Source organism: Thalassotalea euphylliae (assembly GCF_003390335.1).
Taxonomy (GTDB): Bacteria; Pseudomonadota; Gammaproteobacteria; order Enterobacterales; family Alteromonadaceae; genus Thalassotalea_F; species Thalassotalea_F euphylliae_B.
Genome location: NZ_QUOU01000001.1, coordinates 3,671,803 through 3,695,601, shown reverse-complemented (window position 1 = coordinate 3,695,601; position 23,799 = coordinate 3,671,803). Strand labels below are relative to the sequence as shown.

The following is a 23,799-nucleotide window of genomic DNA, read 5'->3' as shown; positions in this document are numbered from 1 at the left end:
TCAATAGCTGGTACCGCCAGATAACGCCAACAAGCTTGTTAGGCCAGCGATAAGTGTCAGTGTTTTTACAAGCTTCCCTTTTCCAGTTTTTGTTTTTTATTGCTATTGCTTCACTAAGTTTTATGCCAGCTTGGCATAGCCAATGTCGCTCACCAAGTTGTAGCCGTTGGCGAGTTAGCGAGCTTATGAGTCATTTCAAATGGCTAAGTGGGGGAGTAGCTTGTTAGCGTGCCGTTTTTATTTGGCGTTTTGGTTCGCCAATAGTTGATCAATTTTTTGCTCTAATTGATTCACTTTGGCGAGTATCTCTTGGTTTTGCTTTCTTAGCTCACGATTCTTGATATTGGTGTCGGAAAAGCCAAAGGCCTTTTGTACAAATACACCACCAAGCAAGCCAAGAATACCCACCCCTAAGACAAACATTGAGAATACCATAATGCGGCCAAGCACAGTCACTGGTAATTCCCCGCCAAATCCTATGGTCGAAGAAGCCATTAACATCAACCAAACGGCATCGTGATAATCACTAATCGTGGCATTTTCTTGCCCAAACTCCGCTTGATAAGTGATGTAACCAAAACAAAGTGTGAGCGAGATAAAAAGGGCAATGGCGAATAAGCTAATAATGCCGAGGTTATAGTTTTTTACACCGTATTCGTCGATGTGGTAAAAACCAGACTTTTCGATAATGGATTTAAAGACAATCATGATATGGCGTGTTTAATCTTGTTGATTTTTAACATGTAAGACCAAATCATCCATCAATTTTCGCTTGATTTCCAGTTGTTGATCGGCGGTTAATCCATATTTTTCAGCTAATAGCTCATAATCTGCTGGTGATAGGCTAACCGTTAACCTTGGCCGTTTAGGCCGTTTGCTGGTGGGTAAACCGAGAATGGTACGGATTTGATCAGAGGGGCTTAAACCAGCATCAAGCGCTTCGCGGCGAATGGCGAGCTGAAATTGCTCATCCATATCAAATGCCACTTGCACCGCTTTCATGGCTTTTACCGATGATTCCCATTTTTCGGGTAATTTGCGCGACATGGCTAGCTCCCCGGGTACATATCTACGATGTCAGTGACCGGGCGAAACAAGGTAAGAAAGACATCCGTATCGCCGTCTTGCCATACCTCAATATCAATACCCTTGTCTTCATCTTGGTTGTATAAGGTATAAAGCTCAAACTGCTCACCGCTATCGCTGCCTTCATACTGGCTTAGATTGCTCACGCGATTGTCTTTGCGGTGAAAATAACCCACTTGTGCAAAGGCTTGTTGCTGATAATGGCTATCGCTCCAGTCTTGGGTATGTGTTGAGTCTGATTGACGAGAAAGCTGAGCATGACCGGGCTCGTCAAATACGGTCGAAAACTCCTCTAAATCAAACAAGGTTTCAACATCAGCATCCGCTATTTTAAGGGAAAATTTGAGGTAGGTTTTGTCGTCGGCTTCAAGCGACAAATAAAGTTCGATATCGCTCTGGCCAGTTAACACCCACTCAGTCTGCGTGCGGTGTTCAAACTCGTAACAGTTGATTGCGGTTACTTGAAATTGCTGGTCGCGTAGCAGGCTAGGTAAGCCAAAACTGTCAGACATGGCAATCATGTCGTTAAGCTGTAAATCTTTAGCTTGCGTGACTGCGCGTTGTTTTTCTTCGTTGCCAAATAGCTTTTTGATAAAACTCATAAAATATCCTTTAAGCAAGTGCCACAAACAAGAAAACTCAGCCTAACAAGTCGCAGGGGGGAACGACGAGGTAGACTGAGTTGGTTGGGTAACTCTTATTTAATTAGCTTTTGTTTTGCTTCGCTTTAATGCGATCTAATACTGAGCTTGCGTTGTTATCTGCAGCGCCAATACCCGCAGCTTTTAACTGTGCTTCTAATGAGCCGTCACCCGTTTCTGCTTCAAGTGCTTCAGCGGCTTTCATTTTGTCGTCGAACTGCTGTTGCTTAGCTTTGATGCGCTCTAGCGAGTCTTTGGCATTTAACAACTTAGAGTTGCTTGACGAAAAGTTATCCGTGATTGCTGATGTCGCTTTTTGCACGCTCTCTGTGGTTTTAACCATCGACAGTTGACGCTTGTGCTCTTGAATTTGGCGTTCGCTCTTGCGCACTAGCTCTTTTAAGCGGTTTGCGTTGGTTTCAAAACTCGTTAACGCTTGCTGCTGTGAGCCTAGCTCAGTTTCTAAGCTTGCGATTTTTTCAGCAACCGCTAGTGCCAGTGACTCATCACCTTTTTCCAGTGCTTGTGCGGCATAGCCTTCGTGCTCAGTAATTTCGCGGTTTAGGCGCTCTACTTCACGGCTCGCTGCCATTTGCTGTGCCATCACATTGGTTAAATCGCGTTTTGCTTTGGTTAGGTGATGCTCGGCATCGCGAATTTCTTGTTCAAAAATGCGGGTGCCATTGGCATCAACAATTGCTTCACCCACTTCCGTAGCACCACCACGGATCGCTGTCATAATTTTCTTAAAAATACTCATAAATTGCTCCTCAATGATGGTTTATTTAAACTAGGTAATCGCTCATATCGTCGATAATTTCGATCGCGTTGTTACTTAACACTGCTAACTCGTGCTCAATATCGGCAAACGTCGAGCTAATTGAAAGGGCGCCGAAAATAACGTACTTGTCGCCAATTTTCGAGAAAGACGACAATGGCATAGGAATACTCATCTCTAACATTGCAGTGTGCATGTCAGCGATTTTATCTTGTTTAACTTCGTCGCTACCCCAAAGGTAGGTAATACACAGAATCTGGTCGTCAGTGACTGAGACAAAAATCGGGAGTTCTTCACGCCCTTCAACAGTAATTTGCAGTACATCAACATCACCCGAAATTGGCTGGCAATCAAAAACCATCCCGGTTTCAGAGTTATCTGCTAGCGCATTTAAGTGATCAGCTATCTTATGTATATTCATGTTTTTCCTCATGTTAACTAAGTAGCAAAGTGGCGATATCGACACTAATTGCTAAGTGACATAATATGTCATTGGTTGTTAATGTAGCACTCAGACATAATATGTCAAGCGGCTACAGCGAAGTTTTTACTTTTTGTTACTTTTTCGCGCTTTGTCTGCGACAAAACCGCTTACTCTAATACTGCGCTTTACTTGTTGGCCCAGCTTATTGCTATTGCGTAATTCCCTGCTGATCACGCCATGCTTGCTGGTGTAGCTGGTATATGGTGTGACTGCCTAAATAATTAATGCCATATTGCGCTTGCTCATCATAAAATCCTTGCGGGAAATGAAATGATGAGAGCATGAGTTCAAGCGTTAGCCAGCTGTGTTCAACGGGTAAATCCGTCAGTTGAGCAAGCCGTTGTGATGGCGATAAGCCTGTTTTCGCAGCAATACTCCAACCCCATTCACCAAAGCTGGGTACGTTGTCGTGGTATTGCTCAACATGGGCAAAGTTTGCGGCTTTTAACGTATTGCCTATCGCGATAAACGAAGCTTTAGCATGATAAGGGCTGGTTGACTGTACCCCAATAACGCCATCGCTTGATAGTAGCTGGTTAAGCCGAGCGTAAAAGTTAACCGAGTAAAGCTTGTTGAGATCTGGGTGACTGGGATCAGGTAAGTCGACCAAAATCGCATCAAAGTGCTGGCGATTAGCAATGAGCTGATCGATGGCAATAAAGGCGTCAGCGGCCATCACGGTTACTTTATCATCGGTTAAACTGTGTTGATTAAGCGCACTAATTTTTCTGGCCAGTGGTGCTGGCAGGTGCTTGCTCGGCTCAGCAAAAATATCCAGTAACTGCTCGTCCAAGTCGATCAGGGTGATGTGATTGGCGCCCCAGTTAAGTACATCACGAAGCGCTAAACCGTCACCACCACCAATGATTAACACTTTGTCTGTGCGCGCGCTACTCGCTAGCACAGGGTAGACCAAGTAGCCGTGATAAATATCTTCGTCAATCGAGGAAAATTGCAAACGACCATTGAGGTAGAAACTGATCACAGAATCATTCCCCAGCCCCATGTTGCGCTCGGTAAAAGTTAACTGTTGATAGCGAGTTTTATCGGTGTAAACCACTTTGTCGAGGTATAACAGGTTATTCATTTGGTTCAGCCAGCCATTGCCGAACTGGTAGACAATCATCATCACGACAGCCAACAGCACATGCAGGCTAACTAACACTTTACGCCATTTGAGTTGATGCCAAAAACGGGTGATAAATACGGTGCCTGCTAACAAGTTTAACGCCGCGGTTAGTGCACCAGCTTTACTGATATCAATTGCCAGTAAAAAGATCACCCAGATTGCCGCACCAATACCGGCACCAATGTAATCGGCACCATAAATTGTGCCAAGGTTGTGCTGTAAGTGCTTTTGATGCACATGCTCGCGAATTTTGGCGATTAACGGAATTTCCATGCCGATAAAAAAGCCAAGCAACACACCAAATATGTAGGGCAGCTTTAGCGCTAGCCAGCTGAGTGATTTAAACAATCCGCCTCTTGGCATCGCATCTGGCGGTAGTAAGAAGGTATCGGCGATAAGTTGTGGCAATAATTGAGTGACGGCAATGGCACCACCGATCAATAAAATCGCACTGCAGCCGAGTAGGGCAATAATGGCTTCGAGCCAAACAAAGCCATTAAATGGACATTTGATTTTTCGCGCGGCGAAGGCACCTAAGCCCATAGAAACAATCATCAAGCCAATCATGGTATAGATGGTACTTTCCATCACACCTAGCACGCGGCCTGCATAATGAGACAGCAGATATTCGTAGATCAACCCACAGCCAGCGAGCACTGCCATGGTTAGGATAAGGATGGTGTCGTCAAGCAATAGACGACGAGCATTATTCATGTGATAAACCGTGAGTTGTTGACGGCATAATGACTTATACCGTCATAACAAGCGTTAACAGATATGTGTGAAACAGCGTTAGGCCATTAGGCCTGTTAAAATCATCGCGATCGAAATACTGATCGCCATTTCAATCGCGGCAACACCGATATTGTGTTGCTGATCCACTTCTTCAACTAAGTTAATGCCCCAAAGGATGAGTTTTTTGGCAAGGTACGTCAGCAGGGCGACGAGTATGGTCATCACGATCCCGAACGCTAACCAGCCCAATAAATTAACCACTAATGTGTCCGGGCTGTAACTAAAGAAGTAGCTCGCTGCCGTGACTGCCAGTGCGGTGCTGATCACTTGCCCAGCATAGCGAATAGCCAGCGCGACTTGACCGTTGGCGAAAGCTTGCTGCATCGAATCGCCTTGATTATTTTTCGCGTACTGGCGTTCCTTAATACGCGTTGCAATAACCAGCATGGCTTGTGAGACCGCAAAACCGCTTAAAATCGCAATTAACGTGTTTACGTCTAAGCCGTAAACCCAGATTAATACAGCTTTAATGATAATGGCCGTGGCAATGGCGCCAGCGGCATCAACTATGCCCACAGTAACGTTTGCCGCCTTAATTTGCTCGGTTTTGTCGATTTGGTTTAAGGCAAATTTATCGTGTACTAATCGCCCCACTTTAATCAGCAGCAAGCCAAGAATACCGTATGAGGCCATGCCGATAATTTCCATGGTCAAGCTTTCAGCAGCTTCACCGGTAATCGCCCCTGACAACACAATGCCGAGCGCAGCAATGGAACCTGCGACACTAATGCCAAAGGCAAAGTTATCTTGCTTGGCTAGCTCGTCAGTGGTGTTCACTTTTGCGGTCACGCCTGAAACAAAACGCATGGCGCTTAGCAGGGCAATGGCAATGGCGAGATCAACGGCGAGAAAAGTCATTAAATTCGAATTTAACGCAGTAATTTCTAATAAGTTGCTTAACATTTTTATTCTCCTAATCCTTATTTACCGCGACGAAATCCGCGTGAGGTACTACTGCTGCTGTTTCTGAAACTGGCATTGCTTTTACTGTATTTACTTTTCGAGGCACTGCTTGATGTCTTCGCAAATTTGCTTTTATTCGCGGCATTTGAAGAGAATCGACTGGCGCTTGCTTGCGCTGTTTTACTTTGACTGGAAACCCCCGATGCGCCGCTGCGATTTTTGCCATAAGCGCTGGTAAAGCGCTGGCCGCGACTTTCAAACGACTTACGCGTGCGAGTTTCCAGCTGTGTTTGTTTGCGCAATTGTGTTGGCGAACTGTAGCGCGTGCGGCCGTAATCGTGATAGTAGCTGTAATTACGCGATTTTCCCCAGTTGCTGTAATACACCTTGCCACGGCGCTTACGGCCAAAGCCATCAATATCAAGCACATCGTCTAGCAGGCGATAAACACCGTACCACGCCCAAAACGACATGCCGTTGCTGTCGGTTTGCCATTGGCCGTAGGCGGGGTTGCCAATCAGCTGTTCACCAACGCCAAAGTCTTGTGCATTGTTGGCTGCCATACTTTGATTCTTCGACATCGCATTAACGCGTGGTAATTCGCCGTCTGACATATCAGCGAGTACATTGAGTGGGTCACTGAGGGCGTCTGAAAAAAGTACAGGGTCGGCAGCTTGGTAAATATTGAGCAGTTCCTCAAACCGTGCCTGTTTGCTGGCAAACATTTGTGGTTGGTTTTTTACTAAGTCTATCCGCTCAAGCAGCGCGACATACAGCGGCCCCTGTGTGGTCGCGTCTTTGCGAAATTCATCGGCAATGGTTGCCAGCTGAGGCGATTTCTGCGCCACTTGTGCTGCGTATTGTTTGATAAATTTCGCGTTGCGAATTTGGCCTTCATCGAGCATTTGGCCAAGTTGCTGAACGCGCTGCTCGGTCAATGGAATTTGTGCATCAATTTGCTCTTGTACAGGGTCGCCACAGGCGCTCAAGAGCAAGGCTAATGCTAATATTAGGGTTTTGGTGATTTGCATTTGTGCCATCTCATCCTTAAAAATGCTATGGTTATCATTCATTAATAACATTCGTGACATAATATGTCTATTGAAACTCTGGCTGAGACACAGTTTGCAACAGTTTTGTGATCAACATTAAGTTTATGCCGAATTTGCATCACGAGTATTACATCCATGTCATGCTAAACGTTATTCTATATTGATTAAACCATTATCTGCTTGCCACATCGTCGAGAAGGGAAAGTATGCCAAACCTGTCGATTCCAACTGACCCGTTATTCCAACACTCTGCTTCGCTTAGCCAATTGGCCGAACATCGAGCGCAGCAGCTTATTGAGAATCATAAAAACGCTATTGATGGGCTAGATGGCCAAGCGTTTGAGGCACTGGTTAACGCAGTGTGTTTAAGTGACTTTGTTTACCGCGTATTTGAGCAACAACCAGCAGCGATTGCACAGATATTTAGTGATGACAAACTCAGTATCACTGAGCTGCCTAATTATCTGGCTGAACTGACAAGCTTACTTGCATCCGTTGACAATGAAGAGGCGATGCACCGGACGCTGCGACAATATCGCCAACGAGTGATGGCGCACATCGCAGCTGCTGATATGGTCGGGCAAGTAGCACTGGAAGTGTCACTTAGCCGGCTGACAGCATTGGCTGATGCGCTAATTCTTGCGGCGTTAAATTGGTTAACGGATTTTTGCCAAACCCGCTGGGGCATACCACACAGTGATGATGGTCAGGTGCAGCAGTTGATTGTTTACGGGATGGGAAAACTCGGCGGTGGTGAGCTGAATTTTTCGTCGGATATCGATCTTATTTTTGTTTATCCACAAACGGGTGAAACTCGAGGGGCGCGTAAATCGCTCGATAACCACACGTTTTTTACTCGCTTAGGGCAAAAGTTGATTACCGCCCTAAATCAGCAAACAGCCGACGGCTTTGTTTACCGTGTGGATATGCGCTTGCGACCATTTGGTGAAAGTGGTCCCTTAGTGCTGAGCTTTGCGGCGCTAGAAGATTACTACCAGGAGCAAGGGCGCGATTGGGAGCGCTATGCCATGCTCAAAGCAAGGCCAATTGGTGATAGCCCTTACCACGTGCAGCTAAGCAATTTACTTCGGCCTTTTGTATATCGCCGTTACATTGACTTTAGCGTCATTGAAAGCCTGCGCAAAATGAAGTTGATGATCAGCCAAGAAGTTAGGCGTAAGCAGTTGACGCATAACATTAAGCTGGGCGCGGGTGGCATTCGCGAAGTAGAGTTTATTGTGCAGGTTTTTCAGTTGATCCGCGGCGGTCGTATCAAAGCCCTACAGCAACGCAATCTGCTGACGGCTCTCCCTCTGTTGGTTGAAAATGAGGTGATGCCAGCACAGAGTGCCCAAGTGTTGGCGGCGGCCTATTGCTTTTTAAGGCGCGTGGAGAATGTGCTGCAAGCGATTGATGATCAGCAAACGCAGACATTACCCGATGATGAGCTTAACCAAGCGCGCTTGATACAAGTACTCGGCTTTGTGGATTGGCTAGTATTTATGGCGGCACTGACAGCGCATCTAGAGGTCGTGCACGAGGAGTTCAACCACCTAATTGGTGAAGCAACACCGAACCATGAAGATGTTGACGCAGACTGGCAAACCTTGTGGTTAGACAATTGGTCTGACGATAGCCATTTTAGTTGGCAGCAGGACATTGCCACTAACTGGCAACAAGCCACGACATGGCAGGGGTTGTACAATTTCAAACAAGAGCTGGAAAAGCACCCCATAGGGCAACGGGGGCGACAGGTACTCGACAGGTTAATGCCGCGCGTGCTATCGCACATTCACACTAGTAGCGGTGGCGAATACGTGTTAGCTCGGGTATTGCAGGTAGTGCAAAAAATCGCGAGCCGCACGGTTTACCTGGAATTACTTTTCGAGAACGATGGTGCGCTGCGTCACTTGATTAGCTTGTGCGAGCAGAGCCATTGGATAAGTGAATACATTGCCAAATTCCCGATTTTACTCGATGAATTGATCGATCCTAAATTGCTGCACAATCCGCCGCCGTTGTCTGGTTATGCCAGTGAATTGCAGCAAACCATGTTGCGCATTCCAGAAGAAGATGTCGAAACTCAGATGAACGGGCTTCGTCATTTCAAACAAGCTCAGCAGCTGCGTATTGCGGCGGCAGATATCAGTGGTGTGCTGCCCTTGATGAAAGTCAGTGATCACTTAACCGCTTTAGCAGAAACCATCATTGCAGAAGTTATACAGCAGGCATGGCACCAATTAGTGACGCGCTTTGGGCAACCAAGATCAACCCTAGGCACAGATCACAAAGGCTTAGGTGTGATTGGTTATGGAAAAATGGGCGGGATAGAGCTTGGCTATGGCTCTGATCTCGATCTCGTTTTTGTCCATGATTGTCCCCTCAATGATGTTACCGATGGCGCGCGTGAAATTGCTGCTAGCCAGTTTTATGTCAAGCTGGCGCAAAAGGTGATGCATATTTTCAATACGCGTATGAGCAGTGGTATTTTGTATGAGCTAGATATGCGTTTACGTCCGTCAGGTAATTCTGGCGTATTAGTCATCCATGTTGACTCTTTTGCCCAATACCAGCAAAACGAAGCGTGGACATGGGAGCATCAGGCGCTGGTTCGAGCTCGGCCAGTGTTTGGTCATCAACACATTGTGGAGCGTTTTGCTGCGATTAGAAAGCAAGTGTTAACCAGCAACAGAAACCGTGACGAACTAAAATCCCAAGTCGTAGCGATGCGAGAGAAAATGCGCGCTCATATAGATACGTCATCGACGCAGTGCATTGATATTAAACACGGTGTTGGTGGTTTGGTGGATATTGAGTTTTTAACCCAGTTCTTGGTATTAAATTACAGCCAGCAGTTTCCGCTATTGGCTCAATATTCGGATAATATTCGAATTATTAACGATCTTGCACAAGTTGAGATATTAACGGCTCAGGAGGCTGATCAGTTAACAGAAAGCTACTGCTCGCTTCGCAATGCGAGTCATCGCGCTGTGCTACAAGATGATAAAGGGTTGTTAACCCAGTCGCAGTTTGAACAAATGTCAGGCTCTGTTGCCACTATTTGGCAGCGTATTTTGGGGAATCCTGCATAGTACTGTTGGCTTGGGGTTTAGGCACTGGGCTTTGAAACAGCCAAAACGCTAGTGAATTTAAATTAGTGGAAGTGTCCAAATTTCATAGTGAAGGGTTACTAGTAAAGAGCTAATAGTAACTGCGATTGTTACTAAATTGATTTTGTGACGTCAGCAAGCGGCATTTTTTGGCTAAATACGCTTGCGGCCCTGTTTGAAAAACAATGGTGCGTTGTTGATAACAAAAGTATACGTCAACGCCTTCTGGAAAGTGGCCACTGATCGCGTTGCCAACCTGATACGCCGTTGCCAGAATTTCTTTATTAATGCGAAATGGGTCTTTGATGATTAAGTCGCGATTTAAACGCCACATCACCTCAAGGCCATCTTGCTCGGCATATTCGACGAGCTTTTGAAACAAGGTTGAGCCAGTGCGAAATGGGCGAGACTCTGTAGAGCCTTGCCAGTCTTTTTTGAGGGGTCTAGTGATCACTGTTTTTGCTTCAAGGATTTTCTCTAAATCACCTCGAGGCTCAGGTAAGTAAACGACATTATTTCTAATTTTGGGGCCGTCGCCTTTTTCATCTGGCCCTTGAATACTGGCGTAAAAATTAGACAAACCTTCAGCCGCTTTGTTTTTTGACTTGGTTAACGGTTTTTTAGATTGTTGAGGTGGATCAGTGAGTTGTGAAGTCGTGGCTGTTGCTGGTGCGGCCGTTGCAGTTTGCTCGGCAGGACCCGCTTGCTCGGTATCTGACTCCGAATGCTCTTCAACAAGCGAGGCAATAAGCTCATGGTTAGCCAACAAGTAGTAAGCTAAGCCCGAGAGCAAAACGGCAAAAACACCATTGCGGATCCAAAAATTCATTGATTATTCATTCATATATCAAGCAAGCCTCAATATAACCATACTGAAAAATCGAAATTTATACAATTTTCTCGCTTTTTGAGCGCTAATAAAGTGGCGCCGAGTTTTCGTCTGGTCTTGTTTTAAAGCGTCTGTGCAGCCACATATATTGCTCAGGTTTATAGCTGATCGCTTGTTCTAATTCGCGATTGATACGCGAGACATCGGCGACGTCGTCTTGGCTGGGAAAATTGCTTAGCGCTGGGCTAATTTCAATGGTATAGCCGGAGCCGTCATCGTTGCGCGTTGGAATTACCATATGTGTTTGCACATTTTTTTGTCGTGCAAAAATGAGTGTGCCAGTGGTGGTAGCAGCATCGGGAACACTAAAGAAGGGCACAAACAAGCTGCGGTTTTTTCCGTAGTCTTGATCGGGCAGATAGACACAAGTCTCACCCTCGTGCAACGCGCCAATTAGCCCTTTGATATCGCGTTTACCTAGCATATATTTATTGGCTCGACCGCGGCCGCGGTGCTGAAAGAATTCCATTAAGGCATTGTTGTGAGCACGGTAAAAAACCACCATCGGATGCGTGTAGCCAACGCCGCGACAGCAAATTTCAACGCTGAGGTAGTGCATGGCAAGTAGTAATACGCCGTGTCCCTCTTGTTGCGCTTTAGCCAAATGCTCTAAGCCGACAACTTTGACTTTGCGCTTTGCGCGCCAATCTGGCCACCACCAACCCATACCGGTTTCGAGTAGGGCAATGCCGGTGTTTTCAAAATTCTTTTTTAATATAACTTGGCGTTCGCTCTCAGGCATTTCTGGGAAGCACAATTCAAGGTTTCGCTCGGCAACATGCTTGCGCTTGCCGCCTATTTTATAGAGTAATCCGCCAATTTGTTTACCTAGCCCAAGTTGCCATTTATACGGGAGCCAAGAAATTGAATACATTACCATTACGCCTAGCCAAGTGAGCCAATATTTGGGGAGAAAAAATGACAATTTGAAGTTTGGCTGTAATAATTTATTTTTGCTCACGTGATACATTCTAGACATGGTAAACTACTGGCATTATACATATTTTGGAAGTTAGGATGAAACTAGATATTCCTTCCTTTAACCAAGCGCGCGTGCTTGTCGCAGGCGATGTCATGCTAGATAGATACTGGCAAGGAGCAACTCAGCGTATCTCCCCAGAAGCGCCAGTACCAGTTGTTAAAATTAATCAACATGAAGACCGCCCGGGCGGCGCCGCGAACGTGGCGCTGAACATTGCATCACTGGGCGGGGCGGTTACCTTAGCTGGTATTACTGGTCAAGATGAAGCCTCTCAAGCACTCACCACGCAATTATCCGCAGTTAAGGTTGAGTGCGCATTCGCTGAGCAAAATTTAGCGCCAACAATTACTAAGCTACGTGTGTTAAGTCGCAGCCAGCAGCTGATTCGATTGGACTTTGAAGAATCAATGGCGGAATTAGATAAAAGTGCGATGCATCAGCTGGTCGAAAGTAAGTTAGCCGATCACGATGTGCTTTTACTGTCTGATTATGACAAAGGTACCTTGTCGGATGTGCAATCACTTATCCAAGCGGCCAGAGCGAAGAGCATTCCAGTGTTGGTTGACCCTAAAGGGGATGACTTTAGCAAATATCGCGGTGCAACTTTATTGACCCCCAATATGGCGGAATTTGAAGGCATTGTCGGCCCTTGTAAGACGGAACGCGACATTGTCGAGCGAGGCCAACAGCTATTGCTTGAGTTAGATATTCAAGCGTTACTTGTAACGCGCAGTGAAAAGGGCATGACCCTGTTGCGCAGAGACTGCGAAGAATTTCATTTACCGACCCTAGCAAGAGAAGTTTATGACGTTACTGGTGCAGGCGATACGGTAATTGCGACCTTAGCACTTGCTATTGCTAGCCAAGCTCAGCTAACACAAGCGGCGGCGCTGGCAAACTTAGCGGCAGGTATTGTCGTTGGTAAGCTTGGCACTTCAACCGTTAGTGAAGCTGAGCTGCTGAACGAAATGCACACCGGACAAGAAAGCGGTTTTGGTGTCGTGACCGAAGAGCAACTGGCGATTGCGGTGAAAGCGGCTAAAGCACGCGGTGAAAAAATTATTATGACCAATGGCTGTTTTGATATTTTACACGCTGGCCATGTTTCATACCTGACTAGTGCCAAAGAGTTGGGGACGCGCTTAATTGTCGCAGTGAATAGTGATGCCTCAGTCACGGCGTTAAAAGGCGAGGGTCGCCCGGTCAATCAAAGTGATCGCCGTATGGCGGTGTTGGCAGGTTTAGGCGCTGTTGATTGGGTTGTTGAATTTGGCGAAGACACACCGCAGCGCTTGATTGCCAATATTCTGCCTGACGTGCTGGTGAAAGGTGGTGATTACAAGGTTGAAGATATTGCCGGTGGTGCGGAAGTGATTGCTAATGGCGGTGAGGTAAAAGTACTTAATTTTGAGCAAGGGATTTCCACCACAGAGATAATCAATACGATTCGGTTAGAAGACTAATCCCGTAAATATCTTTAGAAATTAAAAAGGCAGCCTAGGCTGCCTTTTTACTATTTATCATCAAGTAGCTCGCTTTATTTTGCTGCTTCTGCGGCTAAACCTGCATTGATATCTTGTAAATCTTTACCCGTTAACGTACCAGCGGCGCGTTTCAACCCGAGAATTGAATTGATGTATAGGTAACGCGTGCTTGAGAGGTTACGCTTGGCATCGTACAAGTTGCGCGTACTGTTTAACACGTCAACAATCGTACGTGTACCCACTTCAAAGCCCGCTTCCGTTGCTTCTAGTGCTTTTTCGGCACTTAATACTGACTGCTCTAACGCTTTAATCGCTGAAACGCCAGCGATCACTGTGTTGTAAGCATTACGTGTTTTGCGCACTGTGTCACGGTAAGCAAATTGCAAATCTTGGCTCGCTGCCACATAGCTATGCTGTGCTTGACGAACGGCACTTGAAGTTGCTCCGCCTGAGTAAATTGGCACCGTTAAGGTAATGCCAATTGACTTGGTATCTAAGTCAGGATCTTCAATTTCAGGAATATTCGGCAAGCGGAAGGTATCTTCCGAGTTTGAAAAGCGTCCTGATAAATCCAAGGTAGGGTAGTGACCAGCACGGGCAATATTGATGTTTTCTTTGGCAATATCAACCGATACTTTTTGTGAAATAATGTCTAAGCTTTTCGCTTCCGCGGTTTGTTGCCACTCGTTAGCGCTATCTGGCATCGGGCGAGATGCTGAGAAACGATCTGTGTTAAGCACGAAAATATCGCGCGGGTAAACATTAGTTAAGACGCGAATGGCTTCTTCAGCATTGTAAATGTCGTTTTGTGCACGAATAACCTGCGTTACTGAGTCATCAAACTGCGCTTGCGCTTCGTGCACGTCAGTAATGGCTGTTAAGCCAACAGAAAAGCGTTGTTTGGTTTGTTCCAGTTGGCGCTCAATCGCCACTTTTTGGGCTTCAGCAAATTCTAAGGTGTCTTTCGCACTTAATAAGTTAAAGTAGGCTTCACTCACGCGGATAATCAGGTCTTGCTGAGCTATTTGATACGCCAGATCTGCTTGATGCGCTGATTTTTCGGCATTGTCTAAGCGCAACCAGGTATCGTGGTGATACAACTGCATGCTGAGGCTAGCACCATAGCTCACATTATCGTTTTCAGCAGTGTAAACGGCGCCATCAGGAATACCAAAACCATTGTTTTGACGGGCAATATTGTCTACGTCAGTTTCAGTGTATGAACCAGTTGCGCTGATTTGAGGTAGTAATACCGCACGGGCTTGTTCAATTCCTTCCTTTGAAGCTTCAAATTGCGCTGCTGCTTTAAGCAGTACCGGGTCGTTGGTTAGCGCTTGTTGGTAGACTTGCATTAAGTCATCAGCAACTGCTGATGTCGTGCTCACTGCAAGTGACATCCCTACAATTAGGGAGGTAAGTGTTTTTTTCATGGGCAAGCAATTCCTTAGTGTGCGAGGTTACGCTTATTCTTTTAAGCCAGCTATGGTACTAGGCTTATATAACTAACTGAAACAAATAAGTGTTTACCAGTGTTATGCTTCTGTAACAAAATATTATTAAACAGTGGAATGATAGGATATTTCGCGTGAAAGTTAAAAACAATATTCACCAGTTTGATCGAGGCGATGCAACCGTTCACGAGCGTCACTGCCGTTATCAAGGCTTTTTTCGCATAGACGAATATTTAGTGAGTCATCAACTATTTAACGGTGGCCAGAGCAAAGTGTTGTCGCGTGAGGTTTTTGAACGCGGTGATGCCGTAGCCGTTATTCCGTTTGATCCTAACACGCGTTCGATCGTCGTTGTTGAACAGTTTCGCATGGGGGCATTGCGCTCGGGGGGCAATCCGTGGTTAGTTGAGTTTATTGCTGGCATGTTTGGCGAAGGTGAAGCGCCACAAGACGTTGCAGTGCGCGAAGCACAAGAAGAGGCGAATTTGGCGCTAGATGCACAGCAATTGGTACATTTAACGAATTACTACTCATCACCGGGCGGTACTTCGGAGCGCATTCACTTGTATGCCGCGCCATTAGATTGCAATGACGTAGGCGGCGTTTATGGCCTTGACGACGAGGGCGAGGACATAAAAGTCCATGTCTTGCCGTTAACGGATGCGCTAGCCATGGTAAATGATGGTACAATTAACAATGCGATGACCATCATTGGTATTCAGTGGCTGGCATTAAACGCGCAACAGCTTATTGAACACTGGAACACAAATGGCCTTAACTAACACTTCACCTAAACCTGCTTATCGCCCAAGCCTCCCCAGTTTGATGGAGCTTTGTGCGGTTAACTATATGCTGGCGTTAAAGCTGTTGGCAAATAAAGAAGAAGTGGGTGAAGTGCGTGAATTTTTTATTGCGGATAAGTTACATTACGCCATCACAGTCAAAGAAGTGACCAAGTACACTTCACTGATCACCGTTGAGCAAGTTCAGCAATTTGATTTTGCAGGACTAGATAACCTGCTTGCGCCGAAAATGATGATTCGCTTATACCACGATGCACAAGCCGCAGAGGTTATCAGTAGCCAAGCCATTCGCAATATTAAACCCAAATATCATTACCCAAATGATTTAATGCTACTGCCAGACGAAAAGCTGCAAGTGAACGCCTTTTTAAAAGAATGGCTGCAAGTTTGTCTGATGCATGGCCAAGTAGCTATTACTGAAAGCAAACCACAGTCACGAAAAGCCTAGCTTGTTAACGCTTCAATATAAAACCGAATCTTAATTTAAGGGTAAACCTAGCGCTTTAGCGGCCTTGTAAGTGACACTGATGACTTCAAATAAGACGATTACCATTGCACAGTTTAGCGATAGCCACCTCTTTGCGGATAAGCTGGGGGCGCATCACGGGGCGAATGTTTATCAAAATCTGCGCACTGTGTGCCATGATATTGCCGATAACAGTGCGGTTGATGTGGCGGTATTTACCGGTGACTTAACGCAAGATCACACCCTTGATTCTTATCAGCGATTTAAAGAAGTTGTTGGCGATATTCTCGGTGATAAAACGGTCTACTTTCTGGCGGGTAATCACGACGACATGGCCATACTTGACGATGTGCTCTGTAACGCCCCGTTTGCTCAAACTAAACGGTTTTCACGCAGCAACTGGCAGTTTCATTTGCTTGATTCAACATCAGACACTCCCGCTGGCTACGTCGATATTGCCGCATTGAAAGAGCAGGTGCATTGTGCCAATCAGCATCACTATCAAGACCACCATCAACCCCCATTTCAGTTTTGCTTTATGCATCATCATCCCATTGATGTCGGCTATTTTATTGATCGCCATGGACTCACCAATCAAGATGAGTTTTGGCAGCAAATAAATAGCTGGCATGCGCTTAAAGGAATCGCCTGCGGGCACGTGCATCGCGATATCGACTTTCCTGTAAGCGCGCCAAAACACAGGGTACCAGTGTATACATGCCCAGCCACGTCAATTAAGTTTGCACGTGACCAAGAGCACTTAGTCGCAGAAAGTGGGCAACCCGGTTATCGGTTGTTTGACTTTCACGCTAATGGCGAGATAACGTCACAAGTGATTTATTTGTAAAGCGTTAGTGTGTAACGCTTTAATTGACAACTTTACTAAGCTGAACCTATTTTTATGTCGCAAGTTATGCCTCAAGCAATTTTATACATTCACGGCTTTAATTCTTCGCCAACATCAATGAAAGCGGAGTTGACCAAGCGTTACTTAGCCGAGCATTTTCCTGAGGTAGAGTTTTACTGCCCACAAATTATCAGTTCGCCGAATGCAGCGATTGCCCAGTTAGAATCGATCATCAGCAGCCGGCCTAACGTGCTGTGGCACTTTGTTGGCTCTTCACTTGGCGGTTATTTTGCGACGTATTTAGCGGAAAAATATCAAGTAAAAGCGGTATTGGTTAATCCGGCAATTACCCCTTACTTACTGCTCGCTGATTACATTGGCTGGCAGACAAATCCGTATACCCAAGAGCGTTATCAAGTGTTGCCAGAGCACATGACCGAGTTAAAAGCCTTAGAGCGCCAAAAAATCACTGAAAATCTGTATCAAGTGATGGTACAAACAGGGGATGAAGTGTTAGATTATCAGCTTGCCGTGGATAAATTCCCAAACAGCCAGTTAATTGTGCAACAAGGCGGCGATCACAGCTTTATTGACTTTGCTGATATGCTGCCGACAATCACTGACTTCCTAGCGTTAGCTAACGCCAAATAACGACACAAACTAAAATAACTACGACGAATAGAATACCCGATGAGCGACCAATATAATTCCGAATCCATTGAAGTGTTAAGCGGCCTTGAGCCAGTTCGCCGCCGCCCAGGCATGTATACCGATACCGATCGCCCCAACCATTTGGGACAAGAAGTTATCGATAACTCGGTGGATGAGGCACTGGCAGGGTTTGCCCAAAACATCACGGTTATTTTAGATAAAGATCAGTCTTTAGAGGTCATTGATGATGGCCGTGGTATGCCAACAGATATTCACCCTGAGGAAGGCGTTTCGGGGGTCGAGCTAATTTTCTGTAAGCTACATGCGGGGGGCAAATTCTCCAATAAAAACTACCAGTTTTCAGGTGGTTTACACGGTGTTGGTATTTCCGTTGTGAATGCCTTATCAAGCCGTGTTGAAGTCACCGTTAAGCGCGACAGTAAAGTGTTCGAAATGGCGTTTGAACACGGGGAAAAGGTGCAAGAGCTAACCGAAACGGGCACTGTTGGTCGTCGTAATACGGGCTCGCGCGTTAAGTTCTGGCCAGATGCGAGTTACTTCGACTCGTTTAAATTCTCCACCACCAAACTCAAACGCTTACTGAAAGCCAAAGCGGTATTGTGCCCCGGGCTAACGATTAAATTTCACGATAAAAACGATGGTGAAAAACACGTTTGGTGCTATGAAGATGGGTTAAGTGACTACATCAAAGAAAGTGTTGGCGAAAGCATCAGCTTACCGGAAGAGCCGTTTATTGGTAGCTTTAACTCGCAGCACGAAGCGGCAGACTGGGCAGTAACTTGGTTACCGGAGGGCGGTGAGACCGTCTCTGAAAGTTATGTGAACTTAATTCCCACCATTCAAGGTGGTACGCACGTTAACGGCTTGCGCCAAGGCTTGCTGGAGTCAATGCGTGAGTTTTGTGAATTCCGCAACTTAGTACCGCGAGGCGTAAAACTCACGCCAGATGATATTTGGGATAAATGTAGCTTTATTCTGTCGGTTAAAATGCAAGACCCACAATTTGCCGGGCAAACAAAAGAGCGCTTGTCTTCGCGCCAATGTGCGGCATTTGTCACTGGGGTCGTTAAAGACGCTTTCAGTTTATGGCTTAACGAGCACACAGAAATCGCCGAAGCCTTAGCAGAGTTTTGTATTTCCAATGCGCAACGTCGCCTAAAAGCCAGTAAAAAGGTGGTGCGCAAAAAAGTCACCCAAGGGCCTGCTCTACCGGGCAAGCTGACCGATTGCGGTAGCCAAGACCCAGAAAAAACCGAATTGTTTTTGGTTGAGGGTGACTCGGCGGGCGGCAGTGCCAAACAAGCGCGTGATCGTGAATTCCAAGCGGTGATGCCATTGCGCGGTAAGATCCTGAATACTTGGGAAGTCGAGTCGGGCCAAATTCTTGCCTCACAAGAAGTTCACGATATTTCCGTGGCACTGGGCATTGACCCTGATAGCGAAGATTTATCGGCACTGCGTTACGGCAAAATTTGTATTCTTGCCGATGCTGACTCCGATGGGCTTCACATTGCCACCTTACTGTGTGCCTTGTTTACCCAACACTTCCTGCCCTTAGTACGTGCTGGTCATGTGTATGTTGCTATGCCACCACTTTATCGCATCGACATTGGCAAAGAAGTTTACTACGCACTTGATGAAGCCGAAAAAGAAGGTGTACTGGATCGCATCGAGGCGGAGAAAAAACGCGGTAAAGTTAACGTACAGCGGTTCAAAGGCTTGGGTGAAATGAACCCAATGCAGCTGCGCGAAACCACCATGGATCCAAATACGCGCCGTTTAGTTCAGCTGACGGTAGATGAGCACGATGAAACCATGGAAACCATGGACATGCTGCTCTCGAAAAAGCGCTCAGGGGATCGCAAAGACTGGCTGCAAACCAAAGGCGATATGGTGCAGCTTTAATTTTGGGGCGATAATATTTAACTCTGAATCTTTAGACCTTAGCTGACACATTTTGCCTTGGTAGTGTGTTAGTTGAGGTTTTAGATGAATAGAAAAAACAACAAGAAAAAACTCAAATAGTTAGTCGAAAACTTAAATTACTAGCACATGCCAAGAGTTTTCAACAACAGTTTATGCATCTAGTACGCACAGCATATCTTGGTCATATCAGCACGCTAGTCTAGCCCTGTGTTCTAATCTTCTACTCAAAACAACATCTTCAATCCGCTTTTTGAATCCTATGGCGCCTTACTTTTTGATAGCCCCATAGGCCTGATGATTAAGCCATTCCTCAGTCAATGTATTTGTGCGTGGCCATGCACTTTAAAATTCATTCCTTCCTCTTTTAACGTTGATAATTTATGAGCAAAGCGAAGCAAATCGCTTTGGTTGAACCTTGTACAGATTGTCGTGAGTAATTCCACGGGATTGTCTTTCTCCAGGAAACACTGTGTTGCACCAAACTCTCTAGATGTATCAAACAATAAAGATAAAACTTGCCTCAATTAACTAGAAATGCTCGGCAGGGGGAATGATGGGCAAGTTTTCAAACAACAAATCAAAATATGGTTCAGTTTCAATGTTTATACATTGGTTGATGGTGCTTATGTTATTTACGCTAGTGATAGTTGGCACCTTTATGGTGGGGTTAGAGCGTGAGGACCCGCTGAAAAATACGCTGTATTTTTTGCATAAATCGTCAGGCGCGCTATTTTTACAGCTCGCCTTGATAAGGATTGTCTGGCGCTTTTATTCTCGACCACCACAACTACCAGAGCAGCTCGCGACTTGGGAAAAAGTATTATCTAAACTCGTAACGGCTAGTTTGTATGCGTTGCTGATATTGATCCCAGTCAGTGGTATCGCGTTATCTAATGCTTTTGGTTCACCTGCAAGCTTCTTTGGGGTATTCGAATTCCCGTTACTCTTTGAGAGCGATCTCGGCAAAGTGGAAGATCTAAAACTGCTGCATATGAGTTTGGTTTACTTAACATTATTTGTTGTTTTCCTTCATATCGCGGGAGCGATAAAACACAGATATTTTGATAAAGAAGGTGCTGATGTCCTAAGTCGCATGCTTCCGAGTCGAGATTAACCTGCTATCGTTATTAGAGCTTTGGTCGATCAAATTGACCTCGGCGATCAAGCCCACAAAGCGAAGATGATGACCAAGCTTTGCTGCGTGCGTGGGATTTCTGAAAACACTCCTAATTGTGATGGCTCTCATCAAGTGACAGTCATCACGTTTAAACCGATAAATTTAGAGGATGAGTGATGGATATCTGGCAACCAACGCCCTTTGCTATTGATGTGAAGGCCGGAGACACCAAAGCATTCTGTCTGTGTGGGCTATCGAAAAACGGCCCGTTTTGTGATGGTTCACATAAAACAACGAATATCAGCCCGAAAGTAGTGACATTTGACGAAGATAAAACGGTATATGCCTGTGGCTGTAAGCAATCAAAAAATCGGCCATATTGTGATGGTTCTCATAAAAACCTAAAGCAAGAAAACAGTGTTCAAGTAGTCGAGACTCCAAGGGGGTCAACTCAAAGTACAGAGCCAATTGAGCCCTATGTAGAATTTATTCAACATTTAGCTAAGCATGGATTGAATAAATATGGACACCATGGACCAATGGACGCTATGGGAGTGCCGAGAAAGGATTTACCGAGTTGGGATGAAATACAATTTGTGACAGCCCAGCTCGCTAAAAGCCCATTGCTTGATGATGTAGAAGTTAGTTCAAAAGTTACTATCGGTCCTAATGCTAACAAGCCATTGGAGTTAGCTATTCCGTTGTTTGTCTCAGATATGAGCTTTGGCGCATTATCAGAGGAAGCTAAGTTAGCACTTGCTAAGGGAGCTGAAATAGCTGGAACGGGAGTTTGTAGTGGCGAAGGCGGTATGTTGCCTGAAGAGCAAGGTGCAAATTCAAGATATTTTTACGAGTTAGCATCAGCACAATTTGGCTATTCACTTGATAAAGTGGCTCGTTGCCAAGCATTCCATTTTAAAGGGGGACAAGCAGCTAAAACTGGAACTGGTGGCCACCTGCCAGGTAATAAAGTAACCCAAAAAATTGCCGAGGTAAGAGGGTTGGCACAGGGGCAAGATGCAGTCTCTCCGGCAACGTTTCCAAACTTTAGCCTTGATGATTATCAGCGTATTGCTCAAGAAGTACGAGAAGCAACTGGTGGTATCCCCATTGGCTTCAAACTCTCAGCTCAACACATTGAAGCAGACATCGACGCAGCGCTCGACATAGGCGTAGATTACATCATCTTAGATGGCAGAGGCGGTGGAACTGGCGCCGCTCCACTCATTTTTAGAGACAATATTTCTGTACCTACCATCCCTGCTTTGGCAAGAGCAAGAAGGCATTTAACGAAGCTCGGCAGAAATGATATTACGCTAATCATAACTGGTGGGTTAAGAACACCTGCAGACTTTGCAAAGGCATTGGCTTTAGGTGCTGATGCAATTGCAGTTTCAAATTCTGCGATGCAAGCGATTGGCTGTATTGGTATGCGAGCGTGCAATACAAACACTTGCCCAGTTGGGGTCGCGACACAAGACCCAGAGTTAAGGAAGCGTTTAAAGGTTGATTCAGCCGCACAAGGTTTAGGTAACTTCTTTGGCGCATCTACCGAATTAATGAAGATCTTAGCCAGAGCTTGCGGCCACCAATCACTTAATGATTTTTCAACGTCTGATTTGACAACTTGGAGTTGGCAGATGCATAAACTGAGTCGTATTCATTTTGGCGGAGATTCCCCTGTTTGATGTTGTTTTGTCGCGAGTATTGATACTTAGTAGGAAACAGTGAGTTGCATAGCAGCTCGTATAAGTTGGTTTCTTGAGTTGCTAGAGTTTAACCGATGCTATTTAGCTAGCTAACATTTTTCGCAGACATTTTTTCGCAAACATTGTTTAGTAGTGATTGTTTAGCTGGTATTTAGCTGATGCTCAAAATGAATGAGTTAAAAAAACGGACAACATCTAGGAGGAATCCATGAAATACCATCTTTTTGTGCTAATGCTCGCACTGTTTGTTGCTGGTGGACATCAACTTAGTCATGCCAAAGGTACAGGGGATCTCAAGCTGCTTTCTGCTGGTGCGTTAGCGTTCGGCGACGATAATGTCTTATTTGTAGGGGATTCAAAAGGCGCCGCGGTTCACGCATTTCAACTTGGTGAAAACGATATTACCAGACAAGTCGATGTCGACTACGGTATCGGTGCAAACTTTGAAGGCCGCGCATTAATTCCGCATGTAGATAAAAAATTAGCGGCGTTTCTCAATACACAAGCCGAGCACATTAGCATTAATGATCTGATCGTACACCCTTCATCCGGCCAAATCTTCATGTCCGTTAGTCGTGGGCGAGGGCCTAATGCACAGCCAGTGATCGTCAAAGTTAATCAAAATCACTTTGAGCTGCTGGAACTCGACGCTATCCCGCACACCAGTTTGGCGGTTGAAAACCCACCCAATGAAAAGGCTAAACTGCAATTTGGTCAATTGCAGCGCACCCTAACCATCACCGACATTAGTTACTGGAAAGGTGAAATTTTTGTTGCTGGTATATCAAATGAAGAGTTTTCGTCAACTTTGCGCCGCGCGAAATACCCGTTTACCGAGCGATTCGCCAATACCCGTGTTGAGATTTGGCATGCCGTTCACGCCCAATTTGAAAATCGGGCGCCAATTATGAGCCAGTTAATTCGTGAAATTGATGGCAAAGACTACTTAATCGCGTCATACACCTGTACACCACTGGTGCGAATACCGTTGGAAGACATTAAACCGAATGCCAAGATCCGTGGCGCAATGATCGGTGAACTTGGCTACGGCAGTACGCCGCTAGATATGATCACATTTAACCATGCATTTGATAAACAGGATTACTTACTCGTAACACATAATCAGCGCAACGGTACACGTATCGCACTAAAAGATATTGCTAAAGCGGAGTTGATGCCCGTTAATTCACCCAGTAATTACGGACCTGCGGGCATTAAGCAGGTTTCAGTGCCCGTGACTGGCATGATGCAAACGGCAAAACTCAATGACAGCTGGGCTATTGTTCTGCGTAAACACCCCGAAGAATTGGCGCGGCTTGACTTACGCTCCATGCCATTACCGCTTTATTTTGATCGACCAGAGCATATCGTCGAAATGAATTGGCCGCTATACAAACGAGAGAAAAAAGCAAAACACTAGGGGATAGCGGCGATGGCAAGTTTACCGTTGACTAATAGCGTGTGATACATGGTAT

Annotated in this window: 21 protein-coding genes; 10 read left to right on the top strand and 11 right to left on the bottom strand. The window is 45.6% G+C overall.

Features of this window, described 5'->3' with window-relative positions; all coding sequences use genetic code 11:
- Positions 1-237 precede the first annotated feature (237 nt).
- From DXX93_RS16250 to DXX93_RS16215, 8 genes are all read right to left on the bottom strand, one after another.
- Positions 238-708 (bottom strand): ion channel, encoded by a 471-nt coding sequence (locus DXX93_RS16250; RefSeq protein WP_116009023.1) that lies wholly within the window; start codon positions 706-708, stop codon positions 238-240.
- A gap of 12 nt (positions 709-720) precedes the next feature.
- Positions 721-1,047, bottom strand: a complete 327-nt coding sequence (locus tag DXX93_RS16245) for a hypothetical protein (RefSeq protein ID WP_116009022.1) — start codon at positions 1,045-1,047, stop codon at positions 721-723.
- 2 nt (positions 1,048-1,049) lie between these two features.
- Positions 1,050-1,688, bottom strand: coding sequence for an immune inhibitor A domain-containing protein (locus DXX93_RS16240; protein WP_116009021.1), 639 nt, complete (start codon positions 1,686-1,688; stop codon positions 1,050-1,052).
- A 103-nt stretch (positions 1,689-1,791) separates the two neighbouring features.
- Complete coding sequence (locus DXX93_RS16235; protein WP_116009020.1) at positions 1,792-2,487, bottom strand: PspA/IM30 family protein; 696 nt, start codon at positions 2,485-2,487, stop codon at positions 1,792-1,794.
- A 25-nt stretch (positions 2,488-2,512) separates the two neighbouring features.
- Positions 2,513-2,926 (bottom strand): YjfI family protein, encoded by a 414-nt coding sequence (locus tag DXX93_RS16230; RefSeq protein WP_116009019.1) that lies wholly within the window; start codon positions 2,924-2,926, stop codon positions 2,513-2,515.
- A gap of 211 nt (positions 2,927-3,137) precedes the next feature.
- Positions 3,138-4,832 carry a polyamine aminopropyltransferase gene (locus DXX93_RS16225; protein WP_116009018.1) on the bottom strand — a complete coding sequence of 565 codons (1,695 nt, stop codon included), beginning with the start codon at positions 4,830-4,832 and terminating at the stop codon, positions 3,138-3,140.
- A 78-nt stretch (positions 4,833-4,910) separates the two neighbouring features.
- Positions 4,911-5,816: a DUF350 domain-containing protein gene (locus DXX93_RS16220; RefSeq protein ID WP_116009017.1), complete on the bottom strand. Its 906-nt coding sequence runs from the start codon at positions 5,814-5,816 to the stop codon at positions 4,911-4,913.
- A 17-nt stretch (positions 5,817-5,833) separates the two neighbouring features.
- A complete protein-coding gene (locus DXX93_RS16215; RefSeq protein WP_258872692.1) occupies positions 5,834-6,889 on the bottom strand; it encodes a hypothetical protein in 1,056 nt (351 codons plus the stop codon).
- A 185-nt stretch (positions 6,890-7,074) separates the two neighbouring features.
- Here DXX93_RS16215 and glnE point away from each other — a divergent pair, with 185 nt between their 5' ends.
- Positions 7,075-9,960, top strand: a complete 2,886-nt coding sequence (glnE, locus tag DXX93_RS16210; RefSeq protein WP_116009016.1) for a bifunctional [glutamate--ammonia ligase]-adenylyl-L-tyrosine phosphorylase/[glutamate--ammonia-ligase] adenylyltransferase — start codon at positions 7,075-7,077, stop codon at positions 9,958-9,960.
- Between the two features lie 109 nt (positions 9,961-10,069).
- On the opposite strand, the gene DXX93_RS16205 is transcribed toward glnE, so the two are convergent.
- Together DXX93_RS16205 and lpxL are read right to left on the bottom strand one after the other, a co-directional pair.
- The gene (locus DXX93_RS16205) at positions 10,070-10,807 is read right to left on the bottom strand and encodes a TcpQ domain-containing protein (RefSeq protein ID WP_116009015.1); all 738 of its coding nucleotides are present in this window, start codon (positions 10,805-10,807) and stop codon (positions 10,070-10,072) included.
- 85 nt (positions 10,808-10,892) lie between these two features.
- Positions 10,893-11,837: an LpxL/LpxP family Kdo(2)-lipid IV(A) lauroyl/palmitoleoyl acyltransferase gene (lpxL, locus tag DXX93_RS16200; RefSeq protein WP_116009014.1), complete on the bottom strand. Its 945-nt coding sequence runs from the start codon at positions 11,835-11,837 to the stop codon at positions 10,893-10,895.
- 47 nt (positions 11,838-11,884) lie between these two features.
- On the opposite strand from lpxL, the gene hldE reads away from it, so the two are divergent.
- The gene (gene hldE / locus DXX93_RS16195; protein ID WP_116009013.1) at positions 11,885-13,312 is read left to right on the top strand and encodes a bifunctional D-glycero-beta-D-manno-heptose-7-phosphate kinase/D-glycero-beta-D-manno-heptose 1-phosphate adenylyltransferase HldE; all 1,428 of its coding nucleotides are present in this window, start codon (positions 11,885-11,887) and stop codon (positions 13,310-13,312) included.
- Between the two features lie 74 nt (positions 13,313-13,386).
- Here hldE and tolC read toward each other — a convergent pair whose 3' ends face one another.
- Positions 13,387-14,763: an outer membrane channel protein TolC gene (gene tolC, locus DXX93_RS16190; RefSeq protein ID WP_116009012.1), complete on the bottom strand. Its 1,377-nt coding sequence runs from the start codon at positions 14,761-14,763 to the stop codon at positions 13,387-13,389.
- Between the two features lie 155 nt (positions 14,764-14,918).
- Here tolC and DXX93_RS16185 point away from each other — a divergent pair, with 155 nt between their 5' ends.
- The 8 genes from DXX93_RS16185 to DXX93_RS16150 all read left to right on the top strand — a co-directional run bounded on the left by DXX93_RS16185 (position 14,919) and on the right by DXX93_RS16150 (position 23,744).
- Positions 14,919-15,566 (top strand): NUDIX domain-containing protein, encoded by a 648-nt coding sequence (locus DXX93_RS16185; RefSeq protein WP_258872691.1) that lies wholly within the window; start codon positions 14,919-14,921, stop codon positions 15,564-15,566.
- Positions 15,553-16,035 (top strand): DUF1249 domain-containing protein, encoded by a 483-nt coding sequence (locus tag DXX93_RS16180; protein ID WP_116009011.1) that lies wholly within the window; start codon positions 15,553-15,555, stop codon positions 16,033-16,035. Before DXX93_RS16185 ends, DXX93_RS16180 begins: the two co-directional genes overlap by 14 nt.
- 79 nt (positions 16,036-16,114) lie before the next feature.
- Entirely contained in the window at positions 16,115-16,900 is a 786-nt protein-coding gene (locus DXX93_RS16175) for a metallophosphoesterase (RefSeq protein ID WP_116009010.1), read from the top strand.
- A 54-nt stretch (positions 16,901-16,954) separates the two neighbouring features.
- Complete coding sequence (locus DXX93_RS16170; RefSeq protein ID WP_258872690.1) at positions 16,955-17,551, top strand: YqiA/YcfP family alpha/beta fold hydrolase; 597 nt, start codon at positions 16,955-16,957, stop codon at positions 17,549-17,551.
- 39 nt (positions 17,552-17,590) lie between these two features.
- The gene (parE, locus tag DXX93_RS16165; RefSeq protein WP_116009009.1) at positions 17,591-19,477 is read left to right on the top strand and encodes a DNA topoisomerase IV subunit B; all 1,887 of its coding nucleotides are present in this window, start codon (positions 17,591-17,593) and stop codon (positions 19,475-19,477) included.
- A gap of 571 nt (positions 19,478-20,048) precedes the next feature.
- Positions 20,049-20,612: a cytochrome b gene (locus tag DXX93_RS16160; RefSeq protein WP_309545401.1), complete on the top strand. Its 564-nt coding sequence runs from the start codon at positions 20,049-20,051 to the stop codon at positions 20,610-20,612.
- A gap of 179 nt (positions 20,613-20,791) precedes the next feature.
- Entirely contained in the window at positions 20,792-22,303 is a 1,512-nt protein-coding gene (locus DXX93_RS16155) for a glutamate synthase-related protein (protein WP_116009007.1), read from the top strand.
- 229 nt (positions 22,304-22,532) lie between these two features.
- Positions 22,533-23,744: a hypothetical protein gene (locus tag DXX93_RS16150; protein WP_116009006.1), complete on the top strand. Its 1,212-nt coding sequence runs from the start codon at positions 22,533-22,535 to the stop codon at positions 23,742-23,744.
- The last annotated feature ends 55 nt before the right edge of the window (positions 23,745-23,799 follow it).